The sequence below is a fragment of the Hymenobacter defluvii genome, assembly GCF_017589435.1.
Classification (GTDB): Bacteria; Bacteroidota; Bacteroidia; order Cytophagales; family Hymenobacteraceae; genus Hymenobacter; species Hymenobacter profundi.
Genome location: NZ_JAGETX010000001.1, coordinates 354743 through 374704, shown reverse-complemented (window position 1 = coordinate 374704; position 19962 = coordinate 354743). Strand labels below are relative to the sequence as shown.

Here is a 19962-nt window from a genome sequence, read left to right as displayed (position 1 = left end):
CACGTATGGCCGAGGACTTCCTCCTTACTCCTACCACTCCGCTCACGCTGCCTACCCTGCGCACACTGCTAGCCAGCGATGCCCGCGTGGTGACGGATGCTGGCGGTGTTCCAACTTCCAGCCCGGACACTACAGCGTCGGCTGCACCGCTCCTGGCGGCCGCCTGCGGGGTAGGCGCCGAAGCGCCTGGCGAGTTGGTGCGCCTCATGTTGCTCCTCCAAGCCGGGCAGCAGCAGCGGCGCGGTGCTTCGGCCGCCACCGTGCGCCGCCTACTCGACTTCTACAACCGCGAGGTGCTACCCGTGGTCTACCAGCAAGGCGGCGACCAGGCTGGGCTGGCCCATTTGAGCCTGCCCCTGTTTGGCTTGGGCGAGGTGAACTACCAGGGCTACCGCCTGCAAACGAGCGACGTACTGGAGCTATTTGGCTGGGCAGCCCTGCCACAAGCTGATGCGGACGCGACAATGCTACTGACCGGAGCGAGTTTCACGCTGGCCTACGCGGTGCGGGCGTGGCTACGGGCTGAGCACCTGCTGTTGGTGGCTGACAACCTCAGCTCCTTGTCGTTGGCTGTGTTGCGGGGTGGTGAAGAGTTAATTGCTTCGCCTACCCATACAGCCTGCCATGCGGCGCTGGCCTATGTGCAGCAAGCCATAGAGGCAGCGTTTACTGCTCCTACCCCCGATAAGCAGCCTACCCTGGCAAGCAATCTTCCCACACCAGCCGCGGCAGACATTTCGTTGGCCCTGCGGACACTGTTGCTGACGGTAGCCGAGTTGGGTAGCCACTCGGCCGGGCGCACGGAACAGCTGCTACAAAGTGCATCTCATACGCTGGCCGGCCTACGCCACCCGGTTGGCAGCTTACTGCGGCAGAATAATCAGCTTTGCGCCGTGCTGCTGTCAGCAGATAGCCGCTATAGCAACCCCAGCGCTGATGTCGCACTCAGTACGTATCAGCTACTCGACAACGCGGAGCAATTGCTTGGTATTGAGTTAGTCTTGACTTCGCAACAGCTATCTGCGCAGTCGCCAGACGCGGCACACTTGGTACTGGATGCCCGCGAAAAACTACCGCCGCTCGTTGAGCAGCAGCCTGTGTACCCGGTAGTGCACGCAGCCGCTCAGTTTGTGCGCCGTTACGCTCATCCGGGTCAGGGTGTTTAAGTTGGGCTTATCTATTCTTCGACTGTTTCAGACACGCAATCAGGCTTGGCCGCCGTTACCACTCCGTGAAACTCTACCAACTCTTTTTGTGTGGATTGCTGAGCATCGTCGGGCTGACGGCGGCACGGGCGCAATGCCCTACCTCACCGCCTTTGGAGCAGGCGCGCTTCCGGTTTTTTGACGTCGAAACCAAACAGGAAATCACCGACCGGTTTTTGTGTGTGGGCAAGCGCATCCGGATTGTAGATGCCAGCAATCCGCGCCTCGTATCCGGCCAGGTGTTTTACCAGTGGCAAGCCAGCGTAGCGTGCCGCGGATTTACAGATACCACTTCGTTTTACACCCCTACCACCGCCGGCCCGATAGTACTGACGGTCAATATCAACCAGAACCAGACGGGTGGCGGCTCCTCGGGGTTATTGGTAGCCTATCCGGCTTTCGAGGTAAAAACCTCCCCGCCGCCTACCTTCTCGCTCGTGAGCTGCACGCCGGGCGCGGTGCAAGTCACCATCACCGACCCTACCTACGACCGGTATACGGTGCAGGTAGGCAGCGGCCCGGCCGTGGCGGCTACCCGCAATACAACGATTACCTACCCTGTTCCGGCCGGCAGCCCCAGCACCGTGACTGTGGCAGGCTACTACGTGGCGGCTACCCTGTGCAGCAACACGGCTACGCAGTCGTTTACGCCGCCCGCTCTGGCCCAGGCAGCGCAGTTTCAGCGGCTGAGCCTGAACGGCACCACGGCCCAGCTCACGTTTGCAGGGTTGCAGGCTGGGTATCAGTACAGCTTGCAGCTGCGCGACGCCAGCGCGCCCGGCGGCTACCGCACCCTGACGGCTCTTTCTGCGGCAGCTTCCACCTACTCGCTGCCCAATGCAACTGTGCCGGGCTGCTATCGACTACTGCAAACAGATGCCTGTCAGCCTTCCGCTACCAACCTACCATCCAACGAGCTGTGCACGGTGGCTCTCACTGCCACTGCCCAGAATAACCAGAACCTACTTACCTGGACTACCGACCAAGCCGGGCCTTTTGAGGTGGTGCGCGATGGGCAGGTAGTAGCGCAGCTGCCCGCCGGCACCACCCGCTACGATGATGCGGCCGTGACGTGCGGCATCAGTTACACCTACCGTGTGCGGGCCACTGGCGGTGGCCTGTCAGAATCCGGTGAGGTGCACGCAACGGCGGTTTCGACGGACGCGCCACCCGCGCCGGTGCTGCTGGCCAGCTATACGCTTCGCAATCAGGTAGAACTGTCGGTGAGCGGCCCTGCAAGCGGCAGTTTGCAGTATACCTACCTGCGCGATGCCGCTACGCTAGCTACCACCACGGCCCGTTCGTTGCGTGATTCCACGCAGGCGACGCCAGCGCGGGCGTGCTATACGGCCACCGTGCGCGATGCCTGCGGCAATACCTCAGCTCCCAGCGCAGCCGTATGCCCCGTCGTCCTGACGGCTGAACCTACTACCCCAGAAGGTACCACCGTGCGCCTGACCTGGATGGCTCTCGGTGCGCCTACCCCCGCCATGCCGGTCACCTACCGCCTGCTCACCTTAGCCCCCGACAATACGGTGCTTAATGCTCGCGTCGTGACGCTGCCTACTACCCTCGACCAGCCCACAGCCGACCAACAGGTACTGCGCTACCGGATAGAGGCCACAGGAGGCGGCCTGCCGGCGCCCAGTTATTCCAACGTGGCCACGGTGGCGCGTCGCCTGCAAGTGGTCATTCCCAACGCGTTTTCGCCCAATGGCGACGGCCAGAATGATGTCTTTGGCGTGAAAGGCCGCTTTCTCGGCCCTTTTCTACTGGTAGTGGTAGACCGAAGTGGCCAGGAGGTATTTCGGGCCACCGACCGTTCCCAGACCTGGGATGGCCGCATAGGCGGGCGCCTACCAGTACCTGCTACTTATGTATGGCGCTTCGAGGCAACGGATGCCACTGGCCAACGCACGGTAGACCACGGCACCGTCACGATTTTGCGGTAGTGTTTACGTTGGTTGTGTACTGGCCAATGGTGGGTATTCGCTGATGAGCTGTACGAGCAAGCGGCACAGGTCGTCTTCCTCAAAGGGTTTGGTCAAGCAGGCATTCATACCAGCAGCCAGATAGCTGGCTCGATCTGCTTCGAATGCATTGGCTGTCAGTGCAATAATAGGCACGCCGGCCCGCCGCTCATTGGTGCACAGCCGGATGGCCTGAGTTACTTCTACCCCACTCAGTCCCGGCATCTGGATGTCGAGAATAGCTGCGTTGTAGTCGTTTTCCTGTAGCTGTGCCAGCGCGTCGAGGCCATTACCCACGGCGTATACCAGCACGCCCCAGTGCTCCAGCATCACAGTAGCCAGCCATTGGTTCACCATGTTATCTTCGGCCAGCAGCACACGCACCCCATGCAGCTCCGGGTAGCCGGGAGCGGCTGGTTGCTCGGCTGGTTGGCTGGCGGCCGTAGTGTCTTCGGCGCGGGGCAGCGAGAGGACGAACGAAAACGTAGTGCCCTCGTTGGGTAAGCTGCTCAGCAACAGTGTACCGCCCATATAGCGCACCAGCTGTTCGCTGATAGCTAACCCCAGGCCGGTCCCCCCAAACCGCCGACTGGTTTCGAGGCTGGCCTGTGCAAAGGTCCCGAAAATAGCCTCCTGCTGCTCAGGCGCGATGCCTATGCCCGTATCTGTCACCCAGAAGCGAAGCGTTAGGGCTGCGCTATTTTCGGCCAGCACGGTTACCCTTAGCTGCACGCTACCCTGCTCCGTGAACTTGATGGCATTACCAAGCAGGTTGAGCAGCACCTGGCGCAGGCGGTAGGCATCGCCAAGCAAGCGAGGAACGGGGGCGCAGTCCAATGGCTGAATAATCAACTGCAACCCTTTTTCGATGGCTAAAGGGGCTACCGTTTGACTAACCGCTTCTAGCAGCACATCCAGGCTAAAGGCCGCCTGATCCAGCTCCAGATGGTTGGCCGTTATTTTCGCCATGTCCAACACGTCATTAACCAGCGCCAGCAAGTGCTGCCCAGCCCGCTGCATCGTAGATAGGTATTCCTGCTGTTGGCTGGTGAGCGGGGTTTTCTCTAGTAGGGCAGCCATGCCCAGTACCCCATTCAGTGGCGTTCGTATTTCGTGACTCATACGTGACAGAAACGCTTCTTTCGCGCGCGCGTTGTCTTCTGCCTCCTGCTGCGCCTTTTTTAACGCTGTGATATCGGTACTGACTATTAACAATTCTGGCTCTTTGCCCAGCTGCGGCAGAGGATGCATGTACGTTTGCAGTATGCACGTTTCACCCGAGGCCATTTCCAGTGGCATTTCCGTCGTCAGCGACTTCTGCGACGTTAAGACCTGTTCACCCAGCTTACGAATCTGCCGAAGCTGCTGCTTCACAACAGCAGTTTGCTGACTTGCGGGCAGCATATGCTGGCTACGGGCGGCCATTTCATCGAAAGCTGCATTCCGGAATACTACGTCATTGTTGGCATTCTTCACGTAGATAACGCTAGGTAGCGAGTCTACGATAAGCCGGATGAAGGCTTCCTGCGCCCGCATCTGGGCCTCGGCCTCGCGCTGTCGTTCTTCGGCCGCATACCGGGCCGTGATGTCAATCCCCGATCCTACCACCATCTGCAAGTCACCCACAGCGTTGATGACGGGGCGCAGGTGGCGCAAAATGCGTTTGTTGCCGGCAGGAATCTTAATGGTTTCTTCCCACAGCACATCCGTACGGGTTTCTAATGCCTGCTGGAAACGTTCTTTTCGTTCCTGTGCCAGTTCCATAGAGCGCCCCCGAAGGTTAAAATACTCGTCGCTGGTCAGGCCCAGTATCTGCTGGCGCACCCGTGCATCAGAGATGGACGAAGGATTGGTGAACAGGAAGCGGTGTTGATCGTCGAATACGGCTACGTCAACCGGCAGCAGATTCAGGATAGACTCGTAGAACTCTCGTTGCCGTGCTGCGGCTTCCTCCGCCTCTTTGCGCTCAGTGATGTTCAGGCCGGAACTGACGACCATGCGCACATTTCCATCGGGTCCCATGATGGCCCAGCTACGCCGCAGCCAGTATTGCAGTTTACCGGTGGTATGATCAAGCAAATGCTCCTCCCACACCGACTCGCGCCGGTTGCCTATTGCTTCGGCGAATGCCCGCTCGCGCTGTTGAATCACCTCTTCTGGCCGCTGCCGCATCTGGCACAACTCACGGGTAGTTTTGCCCAGCATCTGCTGCCGCCGAGCGGGGTCTGGCTCTACAGTAGGGTTCACGAACAGGTACCGATGTTCCACATCGAATACCACTACCCCTGCGGGTACCTCCATCAGAATGGTTTCGTAGAACAGTTGTTGCTCCAACAACGCCTGCTTGGCCTGTAAAATCGTAGTGACATCGGTTAAGTAATACGTAACGCTGGTTTCGTCGGGCGTGGCACCGTCTACCATCAGCACGTAATGCCGTTCGCCTACCGTCAGCTTTTGTATGGGCTGCTCCGAAGCTGAAGCCGCTAGCGCCCGCAGACGCTGTGGCAACCTATTGTTCGCCTGCAACAACGTATTGCCAGCTCTATTGGCCCAGCACAACGTATCATCCACATTCACCCGCAGAATTGGGTTGGGGTTTTGTTCTAAGACGTGCGTCAGCGTATGGAGAGTAGCAAATTGGGATGTGGTGGCAGCCAGTTGCTGTTCGAGTGCCGCTATACGGGCTTCAGCTGCAGCCAGCGCTTCTTCGGCCCGAAGCCGGCTGGCCTTCTCCACTGCGATATAGGCAGCGCATTGCTTAGGGGTGGGTGGTAGCATTGTATCCATAGGATGCGTAACATCTAGACTACTTCAAACATACCATTTGCAGACGCCTGCAGATGTATGGAGGACATTGTTTGCCCATAAACTACGCCAATACATTATCCAACTTCGCGATTTCCACCTATAGTACACTAAGGTGTACTACCGTCCCAATTTGGTTGATCCTTTTCGCCTGTATGAGTATATACTCCTTTAGTAGGCTTAATGGCTACGCATGAACCAAATAAGCAAGCATATTGGTCGGTCCAGAGGATTACCTAATTAGCTTGCTCGCTGTAATTTGCTGCTCATATCATATCCTAATTTTATTGCGGCTAAGGTGCTTACCACGGAACGTGACGGCCCCACAGGACCGCAGTTGTTTTCTCATTAGCGCATTTCAATTCCTTGAATTAGATACCTAATCCTGGGCTAGCGCCGTTATGGAGCGGTTGTATAGTAGAATTCCAACTCAACAATTGCCCGCACTACCTTAAAACGGCTCCCCGCTTATTGTATTGCTGATACTACTCTACCCTCAAGAGCTAACAAGCCATACGCATACGGCGTCCCGCTTCATTTCGCGTAAATTGCGCCCGCCGCAGCTTCCTTGCCACTTGGCGGATGGAGCATAGGCGGTTTGGGAGCTTTCGGTATGAGCACGGCTAGCACGGCTGCCACTTCTCGCCGTCAGCTGCGAGCTATTTCTTTTCAAGAACCGCGTTTCTAATGAATACGCACAGATTGTACGACTATGTTTGATATGATGGGCATGATGGGCAAAGTGAAAGAGCTGCAAGAGAAAATGCAGCAGGCCCAGGGTGAGTTGCAGTACCTGACCGCTACGGCCGAATCGGGTGGAGGCTTGGTGAAGGCTACCGCCAACGGCCAGCGCCGGTTGCTGAAGCTGGAAATTGATGAGTCGCTGCTGACGCCGCAGGACCGCGATATGTTGGCTGACCTAGTGGTAGCGGCCGTAAATAAAGTGATGGAGGATGTAGGCGAACAAGCCAAGCAGGAGCTGAAAAGCAAAACTTCCGGCCTGCTACCCAACCTACCCGGTCTCGACCTGAGCAACTTTGGCCTCTGATACCGCCTCCACGCCCGGCCCGTGCGCCGACGTGGCCGTAGTCATTCTGAACTGGAACGGGCGCCGCTGGCTGGAAAAGTTCCTACCCACGGTGCTGGCCCATGCCGACGGCGCCACAGTGGTAGTAGCCGACAATGCCTCTACCGACGACTCGGTGGAACTGGTAGGGCGTGCTTTTCCGCGGGTTCAACTCATTCAAAACGCTACGAACCTAGGCTTTTGCGAAGGATACAACCAAGCGCTGGAAGTCTTGCACACCACGGCAGCGTTTCGCTACTACGTGCTGTTGAACTCCGATGTGGAGGTGACGGCCAACTGGCTGCCGCCCCTGCGCGCGCTGCTGGAGCAGCAGCCCAGCGTGGCCGCCGTGCAGCCCAAAATCCGGCAGTATAGCGCCGATGTGGTGGAGCGGGCGCAGTTTGAGTACGCCGGTGCCGGCGGCGGCTACCTCGACCGCCTGGGCTACCCTTTCTGCCGGGGCCGCCTGTTCGACACGCTCGAAACTGACCGCGGCCAGTACGACGACTCGCGCCCTGTGGCGTGGGCTACCGGCGCGTGCCTGCTGGTGCGCGCCACGGCCTGGCACGCTATGGATGGACTGGATACCGCCTATTTTGCCCACATGGAAGAAATCGACTTGTGCTGGCGCCTCTGGAACGCCGGGCACGAGGTGTGGTACTACGGCGGCAGCACCGTTTTTCATGTGGGCGGTGGCACGCTGGCGAAGTCCAATCCGCACAAAACCTACCTTAATTTCCGCAACGGCCTCGCGCTGGTCTACAAAAACTCCACGGCGGCCGAGCTACCGGGCGTGCTGGTGCAGCGCCTCCTGCTTGATTGGGTAGCCGCTTTACGCCTACTCACCCAAGGGCAAGTAGCCGATTGCCGGGCTGTATTGCGGGCGCACTGGTATGTTGCGCGTCACGTACGCGGCTGGCAGCAACGACGGCGCCAGTTTCCGCCCCGGCTGCGCATCGACGAACGGCCCGGCGTGTACCTGGGCAGCTTGGTTTGGGCTTACTTTGCCAAGGGAAAGCGTGCATTCCCAGCGCTGAGCCGGAAGCTGTTCAACAAAGCGTAGCAGTAGTATGTACTGCTCAGCAATTTCTCAGACCGTCCTTCCAAACTTGTTGAGAAATCTTGCGTGCTGATGATGGATACTGTCTCTCGTCAGCACGCAAGATTTCTCAACAAGTTTGGAAGGACAGTTTGGGAACCAGACTTTCCAGCCATCCTTCTTTACTCATCTTTATCACGTTATGCCTTCTAGTTATTTTAAACGCATTGCCACCAAACAGCACGTTTTCGTCTGGTCGCTGTTACTAATCAGCGGCGTAGCGCAGGCGCAAGCACCCGAAAAAGATCTAGCGGCTTACGTAAACACGTTGCAGGGCACGAATTCCGACGCACATCTAACTCGCGGCAACACCTACCCTACTACGGCCTTACCCTTCGGTATGCACACCTGGACGCCGCAAACGGGCGAGAATGGGAGCGGCTGGAAATATCAGTACGACAAAAAAACCATCCGGGGCTTTCAGCAGGCGCACCAGTGTAGCTCCTGGACCCGCGACTATTGCGTATTTTCCTTTATGCCGGTGAGCGGGCCGCTGGTGGTAGCCGAGGACGTCCGCGCCACCGGCTTCTCGCACACCGACGAAACTGCCCGCCCCGACTACTACAAAGTAACGCTCGCCAACCACATTACCACTGAAATTTCGCCTACTGAACGCGGCGCTCACTTGCGGTTTCACTTTCCCAACGCGGCCAGCTACGTGGTGCTTGATGGCTATACCGGCATCAGTGAGTTGAAGATCTGGCCGGAGGAGCGGAAAATAACCGGGTACGTCAGCAACAACAAACACAACCGGAACGCGCTCAAGAACTACCTAGAAGTGGTATTCGACCAGCCCTTCACAGCCTACGGCACTTGGGAAAACCGTAAGAATACCGTGCAGGAAGGTCAGCAGCAGGGCGCCGGCGAAGGGGTAGGCGTCTACCTCCGCTTTGCGGACGGCGCCACGGTGCAGGCCAAAACCGCTTCGTCCTATATCAGTCCCGAGCAAGCCGGTGTGACGCTGCAAGCAGAGCTGGGCAAATTTGAAAATCTGGACGATACCAAAGCCGCCGCTACCACCATCTGGAACCAGCACCTGGGCCGGATTAAAGTGGAAGGTGGCAGCGAGGAGGATAAAGCCACGTTCTATTCCTGCTTTTTCCGGGCCAGCCTGTTTTCGCGGCAGTTTTACGAGTATGACAAAACGGGCAAACCCTACTACTTCAGCCCTTACGACCGGCAACTACACGACGGGTATATGTTCACGGATACGGGCTTGTGGGACACCTTCCGGGCGCAGTTTCCGCTGAACGCGCTGCTCTACCCCACTATGCACGGCCGCTACATGCAAGCCTTGCTGGCGGCGCAGGAGCAGTGTGGCTGGCTGCCGTCGTGGTCGTTTCCGGGCGAAGAGGGCGGTATGATTGGCAACCACGCTATTTCCCTGCTCACCGACGCCTGGATGAAGGGCATTCGTACGTTTGACCCCGAACAGGCGTTGCGCGCCTACCACCACGAGGCTACCAACAAAGGCCCCTGGGGTCGCTCCAACGGCCGGCATGGCTTGCCGGAGTACTACGAGCTAGGCTACCTACCCTACCCCAAATACCGCCAGGCTACGGCCCAGACCCTGGAATTTGCCTACGACGACTTCTGCGGCTACCAATTGGCTAGCGCCGTTGGCAACACTTTCTACAAAGATTTTTTCGCTCGCCAGATGTACAACTACCGCAACGTGTACGACCCGCAAACGGGCTTTATGCGGGGTAGGAAACCGAACGGCAAGTGGACAAAAAAATTCAACCCTTTTGCGTGGGGAGGCCCCTATACTGAGGGCAACGCCTGGCACTGGGAGTGGTCGGTGTTTCATGATATGCAGGGCCTCATCAACCTATTGGGCGGCAAGCAAAAGTTCACCAGCAAGCTCGATTCGGTGTTTACGCTGCCGAGCACGGTAGATATAGGCACCCATCACAAGCCTATCCACGAGATGACGGAAATGGTGGCGGCCGGCATGGGGCAGTACGCCCACGGCAACCAGCCCATTCAGCACATGCCCTACCTCTACACCTACGGCGGGCAGCCCTGGAAAACCCAGCAGCACGTGCGCGAAGTGATGCGCAAGCTCTACAACGCCACCGAAAACGGCTACCCCGGCGACGAGGACCAGGGTCAGACTTCCTCCTGGTACGTGCTCAGCGCCCTGGGCCTCTACAGCGTGTGCCCCGGTACCGACCAGTACGTGGTGGGCAGTCCGGCCTTTCCCAAGGCCACCCTTACCTTAGAAAACGGTCAGCAATTCACCATTGAAGCCAAGGACAACTCGCCGCGCAACGTCTATATCCAGTCGGCCACGCTCAACGGCCAACTCTACACCCACCATTGGCTCACATACGGCGACCTGACCAAAGGCGGCAAGCTGACGTTTCGGATGGCCGATACGCCCGCACTAGACAGAGGCCTTTCCCCAGCCGACGCCCCTTTTTCCCTATCGAAAAAATAAAGAAAGGCCCGCAAAATTCGTTTCGCGGGCCTTTCAGTAGTGGTGCCGAATAGATAACGTGTGCCTACAAATCCCACACGGTGTAGCGCTGGCGGCGCATGGCCTGGCGTACGTTCATCCAGAACGCCAGCACGAAATACAGCACGATGGGTGAGCCAAACGTGAAAAAAGATGCGTAGACAAACGACAGGCGTACGCTGCTGCGGGAAAAGCCTAAGCGGTTTCCCAATGCGTTGCACACGCCAAAGCTCTGCTTTTCGATGAAATCCGTAATTCGTCTCATGGTTTCTCGTTCGATAAGCGTGTATAGTACTCTAGCAGAAAGTCAAAATAACAGTATTTCAGCCAGGTCGCAAGCTCAACTGCGCAAATCGGGCAAAAACGCAGCCTTTAGGCAAGCTTTTGCGTTTGTTGACCGACCTTTCGTCTGCTTTATCCTCACCGTATGAGAAACTCGCTGCGCTTTGTACCTGCTTTGCTGACCGTAGCCGTCTGTGTGTTACCGGGTTGTACGTTGCCCCGGATGCTAAAGGTTGCGCAAAATGGGCAGCAAGTGCGCGTGGCGCCGAGTGTGCTGGAAAGCAACGGCGAAAATGTGCTGTTTGAAGTGACGGCCAAAGTGCCCGCCCAGCACCTGCACAAAGGCGCCGCCTACCAGTTGCAATTTGCCTACCGCTACAACAACGGCCTGTACCAAGACACGGTAGGCACGCTGCGCTTTATCTCGGGCGAGTACGTATACGACGACTCGGTAAAAAACCAGTTGGTCATTCGGCGGCAGTTGTCGTTTCCGTACGCCCAGCGCAAGTCGCCGGGCGAGTTGGTGGTGCTGCCCGTGGCGCGCGAGCTGAAGCCAGGCGGCAAGCAGCTGCCCGGCAAATCTTTTGTGGCGGCCCGCGGCATCGTAACGACGGACCGCCTGGTGGTGCGCGAGGATACGGCCATTGCCCTCCTACCTGAGTCGATAGACAACAATATGAGCGGCACGAGGGTGCTGCCGTTTTTCTTTGATGCGGGCCAGGCTAAAATTCGCAACTACCTGGGCACCAACGTAGCGGCGTTGGAAGATTTCATTGAGGCAAACCAGCAAACCGAAAAGGTGATGATTGCGGCCGGTCACTCACCCGATTCCCTTGACCGCCACGACCCGCACCTAGCCGACAAGCGCGTGCGCGTGCTGCTGGACTACTACAAGCACCGCGTCGACACGGATTCCTACCTCAACGCAGTCAAGAACATCGACTTCGAAACCCAGGCCTACCACCGCCGCTGGGACCTGTTCCTGACAAAGGTGCAAAGCTCGGCCCTTAAGCCTGCGCAGATAGATTCGGTGGTGCAGCTCATCAACGATACGCCCGGTACCTACGCTCAGAAAGAGCAGAGCCTGCACCAGCTCAGCTACTTCGACTACATCGAGCAATACATCTATCCGGTGATGCGCTTCGGCACGGTGGCCGTGAAGTACACCGCCCCCAAACGCTACGATTCGGAAATTTACCTGCTTTCCAAGAAGATAGTGGAAAAGCAGACTGAGCTGGATGCCCTCACGCCCGAGGAGCTGCGCTACTCGGCCCAGCTCACACCTCTGCTGGCCGAAAAGCAACGCATCTATGAAACGTCGGCCGCGGCCACGGGCAGCTGGCAGTCCTACCACAACCTAGCGGTGGTGCTATTGCAACGCGCAGAGAAGGAGCCAACTGACAAAGTGCGGCGGGCCTACCTACGCCGGGCGGCCGTCAACTTCACGCTGGCCGCGCACCGCAACCCCACGGCTCAGCAGTTTTTCTACGTAGCCACCGCCTACCATCGCGCCAACGACCGGCTAGAGGCCCTCCAGAACTACGACTATGCTATTAAGCTGGGCGGCCCGCGGCCGTTGCTGGAAAAAGTATTCGCTGATAAAGCAGCGTTGGAAATTGAAGTTGGCCAGCTCAGTGATGCTTATGCCAGCCTGGGCTACTCCGGTTCATCGTATCAAAACACCATGAACCGGGCGCTCATCTATCTGTTGAAAGGCAACTACCCCGACGCGGCCAGCATTTACCAGCAAGCGCAGGGAATGCGCTCCCAAGACGCACTGGTGCATTACTGCCTGGCCGTAGTAGCCGCCCGCCAACGTAACGAAGCCGCCGTGGGCACCTTGCTCCGCCAAGCCGTGCAGCTCGACCGCAGCTATGCCAACCGCGCCGTGGAAGACCTCGAATTTGCGGAGGTAGCGAAGTCGAAAGCATTTCTGGAAGCGGTGCGGTAGGAAATAAGCTGTCATCCTGAGCATGTGGCGCATTAAGCCACATGCTCAGAATGACAAGCGGGCGGTCATTAATCCGATTTGCCCAACCCGGCTAGTAGTCGTAGCTTTACGGGCCGGATATTGCCGGTTTTTCTGTTTTCTGATTGTTGTCATTTACTGTCTATGCGGACTATTCAATTCCGGGAAGCCTTGCGCGAAGCCATGACGGAGGAAATGCAGCGCGATGAGCGCGTGTTTCTGATGGGCGAAGAAGTTGCCGAATATAACGGCGCCTACAAAGTGAGCCAGGGTATGCTCGACGAGTTCGGCCCGGAGCGCGTGATTGATACGCCGATTGCCGAGCTGGGCTTTGCCGGCATCGGGGTAGGCGCGGCAGCCAATGGTCTGCTGCCTATCATCGAGTTCATGACGTTCAACTTCTCGCTGGTCGCTATTGACCAAGTGATTAACTCGGCCGCCAAAATCTACTCCATGTCGGGTGGGCAGTACTCCTGCCCCATTGTATTCCGCGGCCCTACGGGTAGCGCCGGCATGTTGTCGTCGCAGCACTCGCAGAACTTCGAGAACTGGTTTGCTAACACTCCAGGTCTGAAGGTAGTAGTACCTTCTGACCCTTACGACGCGAAAGGCCTGCTAAAATCGGCCATCCGCGACCCCAATCCCGTGATTTTCATGGAGTCGGAGCAGATGTACGGCGACAAGGGCGAGGTGCCCGAGGAAGAATACCTGCTACCCATCGGCAAAGCCGCTGTGAAGCGCGAAGGCAAAGACGTGACGCTGGTGAGCTTCGGCAAGATGATGAAGGTAGCCTTTGGGGCTGCCGAAGAGCTGGCCAAAGATGGCGTGGACGTGGAGGTAATCGACCTGCGCTCGGTTCGTCCTATCGACTACGATACCATCATCGAATCGGTGAAGAAAACCCACCGCCTCGTGATTGTGGAAGAAGCCTGGCCCCTCGCCAGCATCAGCGCCGACATCGCCTTCATGATTCAGCGCCGCGCCTTCGACCACCTCGATGCCCCCGTGGAGCGCATCACCTGCGCCGACGTGCCCCTACCCTACGCCCCTACCCTGATTGAGGCTTCGCTGCCGAACGTGTCGCGGGCTATCAAGGCTATCAAATCCGTGATGTACGCGGAGAAATAAAGGCGCATATAATCTCCCGTCATCCTGACGAAGGAAGGACCTTATCTCACCAGAACGGCGTGTCCGGCTGAGATAAGGTCCTTTTGTGTTACGTATAACGATAGAAGTTATCAGCAGAACGTCATTCCGAGCCTGTCGAGGAATCTCGCCTGCTCCCGCTAATACTCTAAATTAGTGCTGCATGCGAGATTCCTCGACAGGCTCGGAATGACGGCCTTTTTTATTCTTTGATTTCCTGCCCTACCCTCTTTTTCCTACACAATGAATTACCGCCTGAGCATCCGCCTGGAGCAACTGGAACGTGCTACTGAACGCTTAATTCAATCGGCGGAGGCGCTGGGTGAGCGGGCGCACCAGTCGCCGGGACCGGGGAAGTGGTCGGCGGCGCAGGTGGTGCAGCACTTGCTGATTTCAGAAACTGGCATCAATCAGTACCTAGAGAAGAAAGTTCTGGAGGCCGAGGGCTTGCAACACGCTGGGCTAGGGCATTTTTTGCGCAGCCGGGTGTTACGGGTGCTGCTGCGGGTGCCGTTTCTGCGTTTCAAGGCACCCACCTATCTCGCCTCCAAGATGCCTGTGTCGGCCCCGCCCCTCCCCGAGCTACGCCAGCAATGGGCCAGTGTGCGGCGGCGGCTGGAGCAGCTTTTAAATGAATATCCGGAACATCTAATGCGCCGCGCTATCTTCAGACACCCGCGTTCGGGCATGCTCACCATCGCGCAAACGCTGGATTTTATGGTAGATCATGTGCTACATCATCAGAAGCAGCTAGAGCGCATTGCAAAAGTGGTGAAGTTGTGATTTGTGGATTGCAGATAGAATTACAGTTGTCATCCTGAACGTAGTGAAGGACCTTATCACGCTAGAGGGACTGTCATAACAACGGCTCGTTCGCACGTGATAAGGTCCTTCACTGCGTTCAGGATGACAACTGTAATTATGTGCTCTCTTTCCTACTTCGCCTCTTTCACGATATCCTGGTAGCTCTCGTGGCGGGCGGCGCTGGCCATAGCGGCGGCTAGCTCGGCGGGTGGCACTGTGAGCTTGCGGCGCTGCAAGTCCAACCAAGCGCCATCTACGGTGACGGTGGCCACTACTACCCCATCGGGCTTGCGAATGGTGTGGATGATGCGCCAGCGCGAGCCGTCTGCGTTCAAGCCAGCCACTTCCGATGACACCGTGATGGACTCGCCCAGACGTACTTCACGCATGAAACGCGTGTCTTCCCGGAACAGAATTGGCCCCAGTTGGTGCTCCGCGAAATACTGCATCGTGAAGCCCGCTTCAGACAAATATTCCAGACGCGTGTGGGCGGCATAATCGGTGTAGGCCGAGTGGCGCATGTGGCCGTTGGGGTCCATATCAGCCCAGAGGGCGGTGTAGGTTTTTTCGTAGGCGGGCATAGATACAGAAGAGAATGTTGGGGAGTAAAACGGGGAAGTATTCTGGTTGTTCAAAAAACAGCCCCGTCGGGTTTCCGACGAGGCTGTTTTTCTTGAAATAAACTTTCGTTGCCTACCCTGGCTAAATAGCCGGATCTTCAGGTACGTTGGGGTTAGTCAAACGTTCTTGCTGGGGGTAAGGATAAAAGTTGCGGGTGCGCTCGATGAGTGCGGCGGGTGGCGCTGGGCGTCCCAGACGGCGGCTGTCGGGTAGGCGCAGGCCAGTCATGAATAATTCGGCGGCCCGCTGCCGGTAAATTTCCGTGAGCAGGGCATCGGCAGTTACGGCGCCAGCGTAAGCGGGCAGCGCGGCCCCTACCCCAAACGCGTCGTCACTGGGGGCCTGGGTGCGCACGGCGTCGATGAGCGTTACGGCCTGAGCTAGGTCGCCGTTCTGGCGCACAATGGCTTCGGCCTGAATCAGGCGCATCTCGTCGGGCAGATAGACGGGAATGGAGGTATTCTGCAACGCGAAAAAACCGGCCACCGAGCGCAGCGTATCGCTGCCCAGCAGCGGGTCTTGCACCACATTGGTAGGATTGGTTAGGTAAAAGCTCAGGCGGGCATCGCGGCGGTTGACCAGTGGAGCGGGTAGGCCAAACAGGTTGCGCGGCCGGAAATTCCTACCAAACACAATGCTTTGGTAAATTGGGTTGGGATTCTGCGCGTTGTAGACGAAGGCCGACTTACTTCCCAGGTTTACCAACGCGGCGGCCGCGGCGGCCGCGGCGTAGTTGCCAGCGGCCAGGTTGTAGCGCGCCCGGTGGGCATTGATAGTATTAGCCAGGTCCAGCGTGCCCGCCGTTACTTTGGTGGTAAACTCCGCCGAGGGCGCGGTGGTCGTAATGAGTTGTTGGGCCTCGTTGAGCAGGCGAATGGCCTCGGCCAGCAGTTGGGTGCGCGGCACAAACGTGGCTTGGCCTGAACGGTCGGAATTAAGCGGGGCCTGCTCGAAATTCTGCGCCAGCGTGCCCAGCGCAATAGCTTTGAATAGGTTGGCGTGGGCCAGCACCGCGTCGCGGGTGGCGGGGTCGGCACTAAGCACGGTAGGGGCGTTGGCCTGCAAGTCCTCGGCCATCGACATCACCCGGTAGAGCTGCGACCAGAGGTTGCCCACGTAGCTGTTGAAGTTGGGTAGGGCGGCAGTGCCGGTTTCAATTTCCAGCACGCTGGTGAAGGTAGCCACGCCGCGTAGCTCGCGGGTGGTAGCGCCCGGCCCCAGAATAACGGAGCCCAGTGTGTTGTTGGCGTAATACTGTCGCATGCCCACGCTCAGGGCCAGCAGGCCGTCGCGGGTGGTGAGCACCACGGCGTCGGAGGGGCTATTGGGGTTCGGAATGTTAAGGTCGCAGCCGGGCGCTGTGAGCAGCAGCAGACTGCCGGCCGCCAGTGCGGCCAATCGGGTTCTATAGCGTTTCATCAAGAAGAAAATCAGCAGGTTAGAAGGAAGCACTCAGGCCTAGGCGCACGGTGCGCGGAATGGGCACCTCCACGAAGTCGAAGCCGCGCACTACAGTGCTCTGGCCGGCCGCGTTTATCTCGGGGTCGTAGCCGCTGTAGTTTGTGAATACGAACAGATTGCGGCCCGTCACGGTGGCGCGTATATTCTTCAATCCCAGAAACTTCGGCGCAAATAGGTAGCTCACCGAAGCCTCGCGCACTTTCACGAAGGAGCCGTCTTCAATCCAGTTTTCAAAGATGCCAAACAGCGCCGCGCTGGTGCCCTTGGGTACGTCGCCACGCAACTCGGCTTCGTAGCCGGCTAGGCCGCCGTAGATGTCCCGGTCGCCCACACGCCGCGTGAAGTTGAACACATCGAAGCCCTGCACCGCGTCTAGCTGCACCCGGAAGGAGAGCTTCTCGTTCACCGTCACCTCGTTAATCAGCGAGGCCAGGTACTTGGGATTGGGGTTGCCAATGACTTTGTTGAGCACGGAGCCAGTAGGCTGGCCAGCCGCGTTGCGCTGAGGCACCCCGTTCACACCCAGCTCGCGTTGGGGTAGGCCGGCCGCGTTCAGCAGTAAAGAGCCGTCGGGGTTACGGGCAAAGTAGGTGCTATAGAACACACCCACAGGCTGACCATTTACAGCAGCCACTTGACCAAACCCGCCATCGAAGGGCAATACGCCATTGCCTTCTATGCCATTCACCTCGTTGCGGTTGTGGGTGAAGGTGCCCGTAATATTCCAGAGCACTTTAGATGTTTGAACAGGCACAGCGCGGACTAGCAACTCTACCCCACGGTTGTCCATGGTACCCACGTTTTCGTTGCGGTTCAGGTAGCCTGTGCTGGGTGAGAGCGTGCGGTTGAGCAGCAGGTCTGTCACGTGTTTATCGAAATACGTGGCCTCTAGCCCTACCCGGTTGTTGAACAAACCGATATCGAAGCCCAACTCAAACTCCCGTTGGCGCTCCGGGATCAGCTGGTTGCCCAGGCGGGCACCTGGATACAGCCCCTGCTGTCCGCCTAAGCTCACCGGCGCATACAATGTATATTGCCCATAGGGGTCTAGGGCCGTGAGGTTGCCGGCTTGGCCCCAAGAGCTGCGCAATTTCACCTGCGGAACCAGTTCGCCCAAGCGGCCTTCTTTCCAGAATTTCTCTTCTGAGAGGAGGTAGGAACCACTGGCTTTGAGGTAGCGCTGCCAGTTGCGGTCCTGGTTGAGGTTGTCGTAGAAGGGTGAGGCGGCATCGAAGCGAATGGCGCCTGTGAGGTATAGGCGCTGACCCAACCCAAAGGTTTGCTGCAAGAAATAGCCTTCTATTCGGCGCTCGGCCCGATAGTCGTTGGCCAGATACGTGCCGCCCGTAGACACCTCTACCCCCGTCACCAATTGCTGCGACGCAATACTGGTGAGCATAGTGCGGTCGTACTGCCAGGTGCCGCCCAGCGAAGTAGTCGACTCCAGCCAGTCGGCGAAGGTACGGCGGTAGCCTAGGGTCAGGTCGTTGTTGTATTGCAGCACCGTTTGGTCGCCGCGGCGAGCATAGCCGGCCGAGTAGGTAGGCGTAGTGTTGCCGGGCGGAATAAAGGCCGTACCAATCTGCGTGTAGGTATCAAAACCAAACACGTTGTCTACGGTAAAGCCTTCGAAGGGCGTGAGGTTTAACTGAACATCGCCAATCACGCGCGAGGTGCGCTGCTGAAACTTAAACCGGTTGATGGCCTCCAGCGGATTCGTGCGCGTTACGATGCTGGTAGGCGTGGTGCTGGGGTAGACGCCCGTGGCCTCATTGGGCTGCGGGTTGATGAAGTTGTTGCTGAAGATGAAGCCCGTTAGCGCCCCATAGGCCTCATTGATGCCGCCGTTGGGCACTTCGTTACTGGTACTGAGCGTGTAGCTGGCGCCGCCCGAAATGCTGGCCCAGTTGGTGAGCGTCTGTTGCAGGCGCACGCGGCCGGTGTTGCGGTTGAAATCAGTAGCATCGATGATGCCCTGGTTTTTGAAGTAGGAGCCCGACAGCGTGTACTTGGTGCTTTGGTTGCCGCCCGATATCGACGCGTAGTTTTCGGTGCCGATGGCCGTCCGGAAAATCTGGTCCTGGTAGTCGTAGCGCTCCACGGGCACCTGCGTCAAGTCGGTAGCAGTGGTGTTGGCAAAGCGGAACGGGTACCGGTTGTAGTCCAGCTTCTTGCGCAGTTTCGACACGATGAACTCGCTGGAAACCGTAACGGAAGGCTTGCCTTCCTTGCCGCGTTTCGTAAAAATCTGCACGACCCCGTTGGCCGCCCTAGAGCCGTAGATAGCAGCGGCAGCGGCGCCTTTAATCACCTCAATCCGTTCAATATCATTGGGGTTGATATCGGCCAAGCGGTTTTGCGCATAGCCACCCAAGTCTAGTAGCGCCGGCGAATCGTTGTTGATAATCACCCCATCCACCAAATATAGTGGCTCCGATGAGCCCAACACCGTGCTGGTGCCACGCAGGCGCACCGAAATACCCCCGGCCGGGTTGCCCGAGTTCTGCGAAATCTGTGCGCCGGCTATCTTGCCCTGCAAGGCCTGGTCAATCTGGGTAGGGGCACCGGCCGTCAGCTCGCGCCCGCCTACCGTGCTGATGGCATTGCCAAGCTGCTGCTTGCTAGTGGCTATGGAGGTACCCGTCACCACCACTTCTTTCAGTCCGATGAGGTCCTGCCGCAGCTGCACATTGGCCGTAACGGTAGGGTCGGCACCCAGCGTAATGGTTTGGGTGCTGTTGGCGTAGCCTACCGAGCTGACTACCAATTGATACGTACCTGGCGCAACGGCCGCACGCAGGTCGTAGACGCCGTCTGCGTTGGTAGCGCCGCCCAGCACCGTGCCCGTGAGGCGCACCGTGGCGCCCGGCACACCCTGGCTATTCGAAATATCCGTAACGGTGCCTCGGATGGTATACGTAGTGTTCTGCGCCCAGGCAGGCATACTGCTAAGTAGCAATAGCAGCAGCCACCAACCGGCAGCCCTCCGTGGCGGACTGCCTAAGCTTTTGGAAAGGGAAGCGTAGTGTTTGGTCATGCAGTAAAAGATTGGGGTGAAAGAAAGATAAACTGG

13 protein-coding genes are annotated in these 19962 nt (G+C 58.1%); 8 read left to right on the top strand and 5 right to left on the bottom strand.

Features of this window, described 5'->3' with window-relative positions; genetic code table 11:
- Positions 1–5 precede the first annotated feature (5 nt).
- Both J4D97_RS01485 and J4D97_RS23810 read left to right on the top strand, forming a co-directional pair.
- Complete coding sequence (locus tag J4D97_RS01485) at positions 6–1166, top strand: aromatic amino acid lyase (protein ID WP_208306066.1); 1161 nt, start codon at positions 6–8, stop codon at positions 1164–1166.
- A gap of 65 nt (positions 1167–1231) precedes the next feature.
- Positions 1232–3157: a gliding motility-associated C-terminal domain-containing protein gene (locus J4D97_RS23810; protein ID WP_208306065.1), complete on the top strand. Its 1926-nt coding sequence runs from the start codon at positions 1232–1234 to the stop codon at positions 3155–3157.
- Positions 3158–3160: 3 nt separating this feature from the next.
- Here the strand turns inward: J4D97_RS23810 and J4D97_RS01475 are convergent, their stop codons facing one another.
- Positions 3161–5953, bottom strand: a complete 2793-nt coding sequence (locus J4D97_RS01475) for a PAS domain-containing hybrid sensor histidine kinase/response regulator (RefSeq protein ID WP_208306064.1) — start codon at positions 5951–5953, stop codon at positions 3161–3163.
- 739 nt (positions 5954–6692) lie between these two features.
- Between J4D97_RS01475 and J4D97_RS01470 the strand changes: the two genes are divergently transcribed.
- The 3 genes from J4D97_RS01470 (at position 6693) to J4D97_RS01460 (ending at position 10588) form a co-directional block, all read left to right on the top strand.
- Entirely contained in the window at positions 6693–7028 is a 336-nt protein-coding gene (locus tag J4D97_RS01470; RefSeq protein WP_185283242.1) for a YbaB/EbfC family nucleoid-associated protein, read from the top strand.
- Positions 7018–8109, top strand: a complete 1092-nt coding sequence (locus tag J4D97_RS01465) for a glycosyltransferase family 2 protein (RefSeq protein WP_243900085.1) — start codon at positions 7018–7020, stop codon at positions 8107–8109. The genes J4D97_RS01470 and J4D97_RS01465 overlap by 11 nt, the downstream gene beginning before the upstream one ends.
- Before the next feature lie 178 nt (positions 8110–8287).
- Positions 8288–10588, top strand: coding sequence for a GH92 family glycosyl hydrolase (locus J4D97_RS01460; protein WP_208306063.1), 2301 nt, complete (start codon positions 8288–8290; stop codon positions 10586–10588).
- A 64-nt stretch (positions 10589–10652) separates the two neighbouring features.
- On the opposite strand, the gene J4D97_RS01455 is transcribed toward J4D97_RS01460, so the two are convergent.
- Positions 10653–10871 carry a PspC domain-containing protein gene (locus J4D97_RS01455; protein ID WP_185283241.1) on the bottom strand — a complete coding sequence of 73 codons (219 nt, stop codon included), beginning with the start codon at positions 10869–10871 and terminating at the stop codon, positions 10653–10655.
- Between the two features lie 162 nt (positions 10872–11033).
- Here J4D97_RS01455 and J4D97_RS01450 point away from each other — a divergent pair, with 162 nt between their 5' ends.
- From J4D97_RS01450 to J4D97_RS01440, 3 genes are all read left to right on the top strand, one after another.
- Positions 11034–12839, top strand: a complete 1806-nt coding sequence (locus J4D97_RS01450; RefSeq protein WP_208306062.1) for a hypothetical protein — start codon at positions 11034–11036, stop codon at positions 12837–12839.
- A gap of 162 nt (positions 12840–13001) precedes the next feature.
- Positions 13002–13985, top strand: a complete 984-nt coding sequence (locus J4D97_RS01445) for a pyruvate dehydrogenase complex E1 component subunit beta (RefSeq protein WP_208306061.1) — start codon at positions 13002–13004, stop codon at positions 13983–13985.
- A gap of 261 nt (positions 13986–14246) precedes the next feature.
- Positions 14247–14786, top strand: a complete 540-nt coding sequence (locus J4D97_RS01440) for a DinB family protein (protein WP_208306060.1) — start codon at positions 14247–14249, stop codon at positions 14784–14786.
- A gap of 152 nt (positions 14787–14938) precedes the next feature.
- Here J4D97_RS01440 and J4D97_RS01435 read toward each other — a convergent pair whose 3' ends face one another.
- The 3 genes from J4D97_RS01435 to J4D97_RS01425 form a co-directional block, all read right to left on the bottom strand.
- Entirely contained in the window at positions 14939–15388 is a 450-nt protein-coding gene (locus tag J4D97_RS01435) for an acyl-CoA thioesterase (RefSeq protein ID WP_208306059.1), read from the bottom strand.
- 121 nt (positions 15389–15509) lie between these two features.
- Complete coding sequence (locus tag J4D97_RS01430) at positions 15510–16847, bottom strand: RagB/SusD family nutrient uptake outer membrane protein (RefSeq protein ID WP_208306058.1); 1338 nt, start codon at positions 16845–16847, stop codon at positions 15510–15512.
- A 19-nt stretch (positions 16848–16866) separates the two neighbouring features.
- Positions 16867–19926: a SusC/RagA family TonB-linked outer membrane protein gene (locus J4D97_RS01425; protein ID WP_208306057.1), complete on the bottom strand. Its 3060-nt coding sequence runs from the start codon at positions 19924–19926 to the stop codon at positions 16867–16869.
- Positions 19927–19962: the final 36 nt, after the last annotated feature.

What these genes read in the sequence shown, in the direction of transcription:
- J4D97_RS01485 (WP_208306066.1), top strand. Translation starts at nt 6, where the DNA reads ATGGCCGAGGACTTCCTCCTTACTCCTACCACTCCGCTCACGCTGCCT.
- J4D97_RS01475 (WP_208306064.1), bottom strand. Translation starts at nt 5,953, where the DNA reads ATGCTACCACCCACCCCTAAGCAATGCGCTGCCTATATCGCAGTGGAG.
- J4D97_RS01470 (WP_185283242.1), top strand. Translation starts at nt 6,693, where the DNA reads ATGTTTGATATGATGGGCATGATGGGCAAAGTGAAAGAGCTGCAAGAG.
- J4D97_RS01460 (WP_208306063.1), top strand. Translation starts at nt 8,288, where the DNA reads ATGCCTTCTAGTTATTTTAAACGCATTGCCACCAAACAGCACGTTTTC.
- J4D97_RS01455 (WP_185283241.1), bottom strand. Translation starts at nt 10,871, where the DNA reads ATGAGACGAATTACGGATTTCATCGAAAAGCAGAGCTTTGGCGTGTGC.
- J4D97_RS01450 (WP_208306062.1), top strand. Translation starts at nt 11,034, where the DNA reads ATGAGAAACTCGCTGCGCTTTGTACCTGCTTTGCTGACCGTAGCCGTC.
- J4D97_RS01445 (WP_208306061.1), top strand. Translation starts at nt 13,002, where the DNA reads ATGCGGACTATTCAATTCCGGGAAGCCTTGCGCGAAGCCATGACGGAG.
- J4D97_RS01440 (WP_208306060.1), top strand. Translation starts at nt 14,247, where the DNA reads ATGAATTACCGCCTGAGCATCCGCCTGGAGCAACTGGAACGTGCTACT.
- J4D97_RS01435 (WP_208306059.1), bottom strand. Translation starts at nt 15,388, where the DNA reads ATGCCCGCCTACGAAAAAACCTACACCGCCCTCTGGGCTGATATGGAC.
- J4D97_RS01430 (WP_208306058.1), bottom strand. Translation starts at nt 16,847, where the DNA reads ATGAAACGCTATAGAACCCGATTGGCCGCACTGGCGGCCGGCAGTCTG.
- J4D97_RS01425 (WP_208306057.1), bottom strand. Translation starts at nt 19,926, where the DNA reads ATGACCAAACACTACGCTTCCCTTTCCAAAAGCTTAGGCAGTCCGCCA.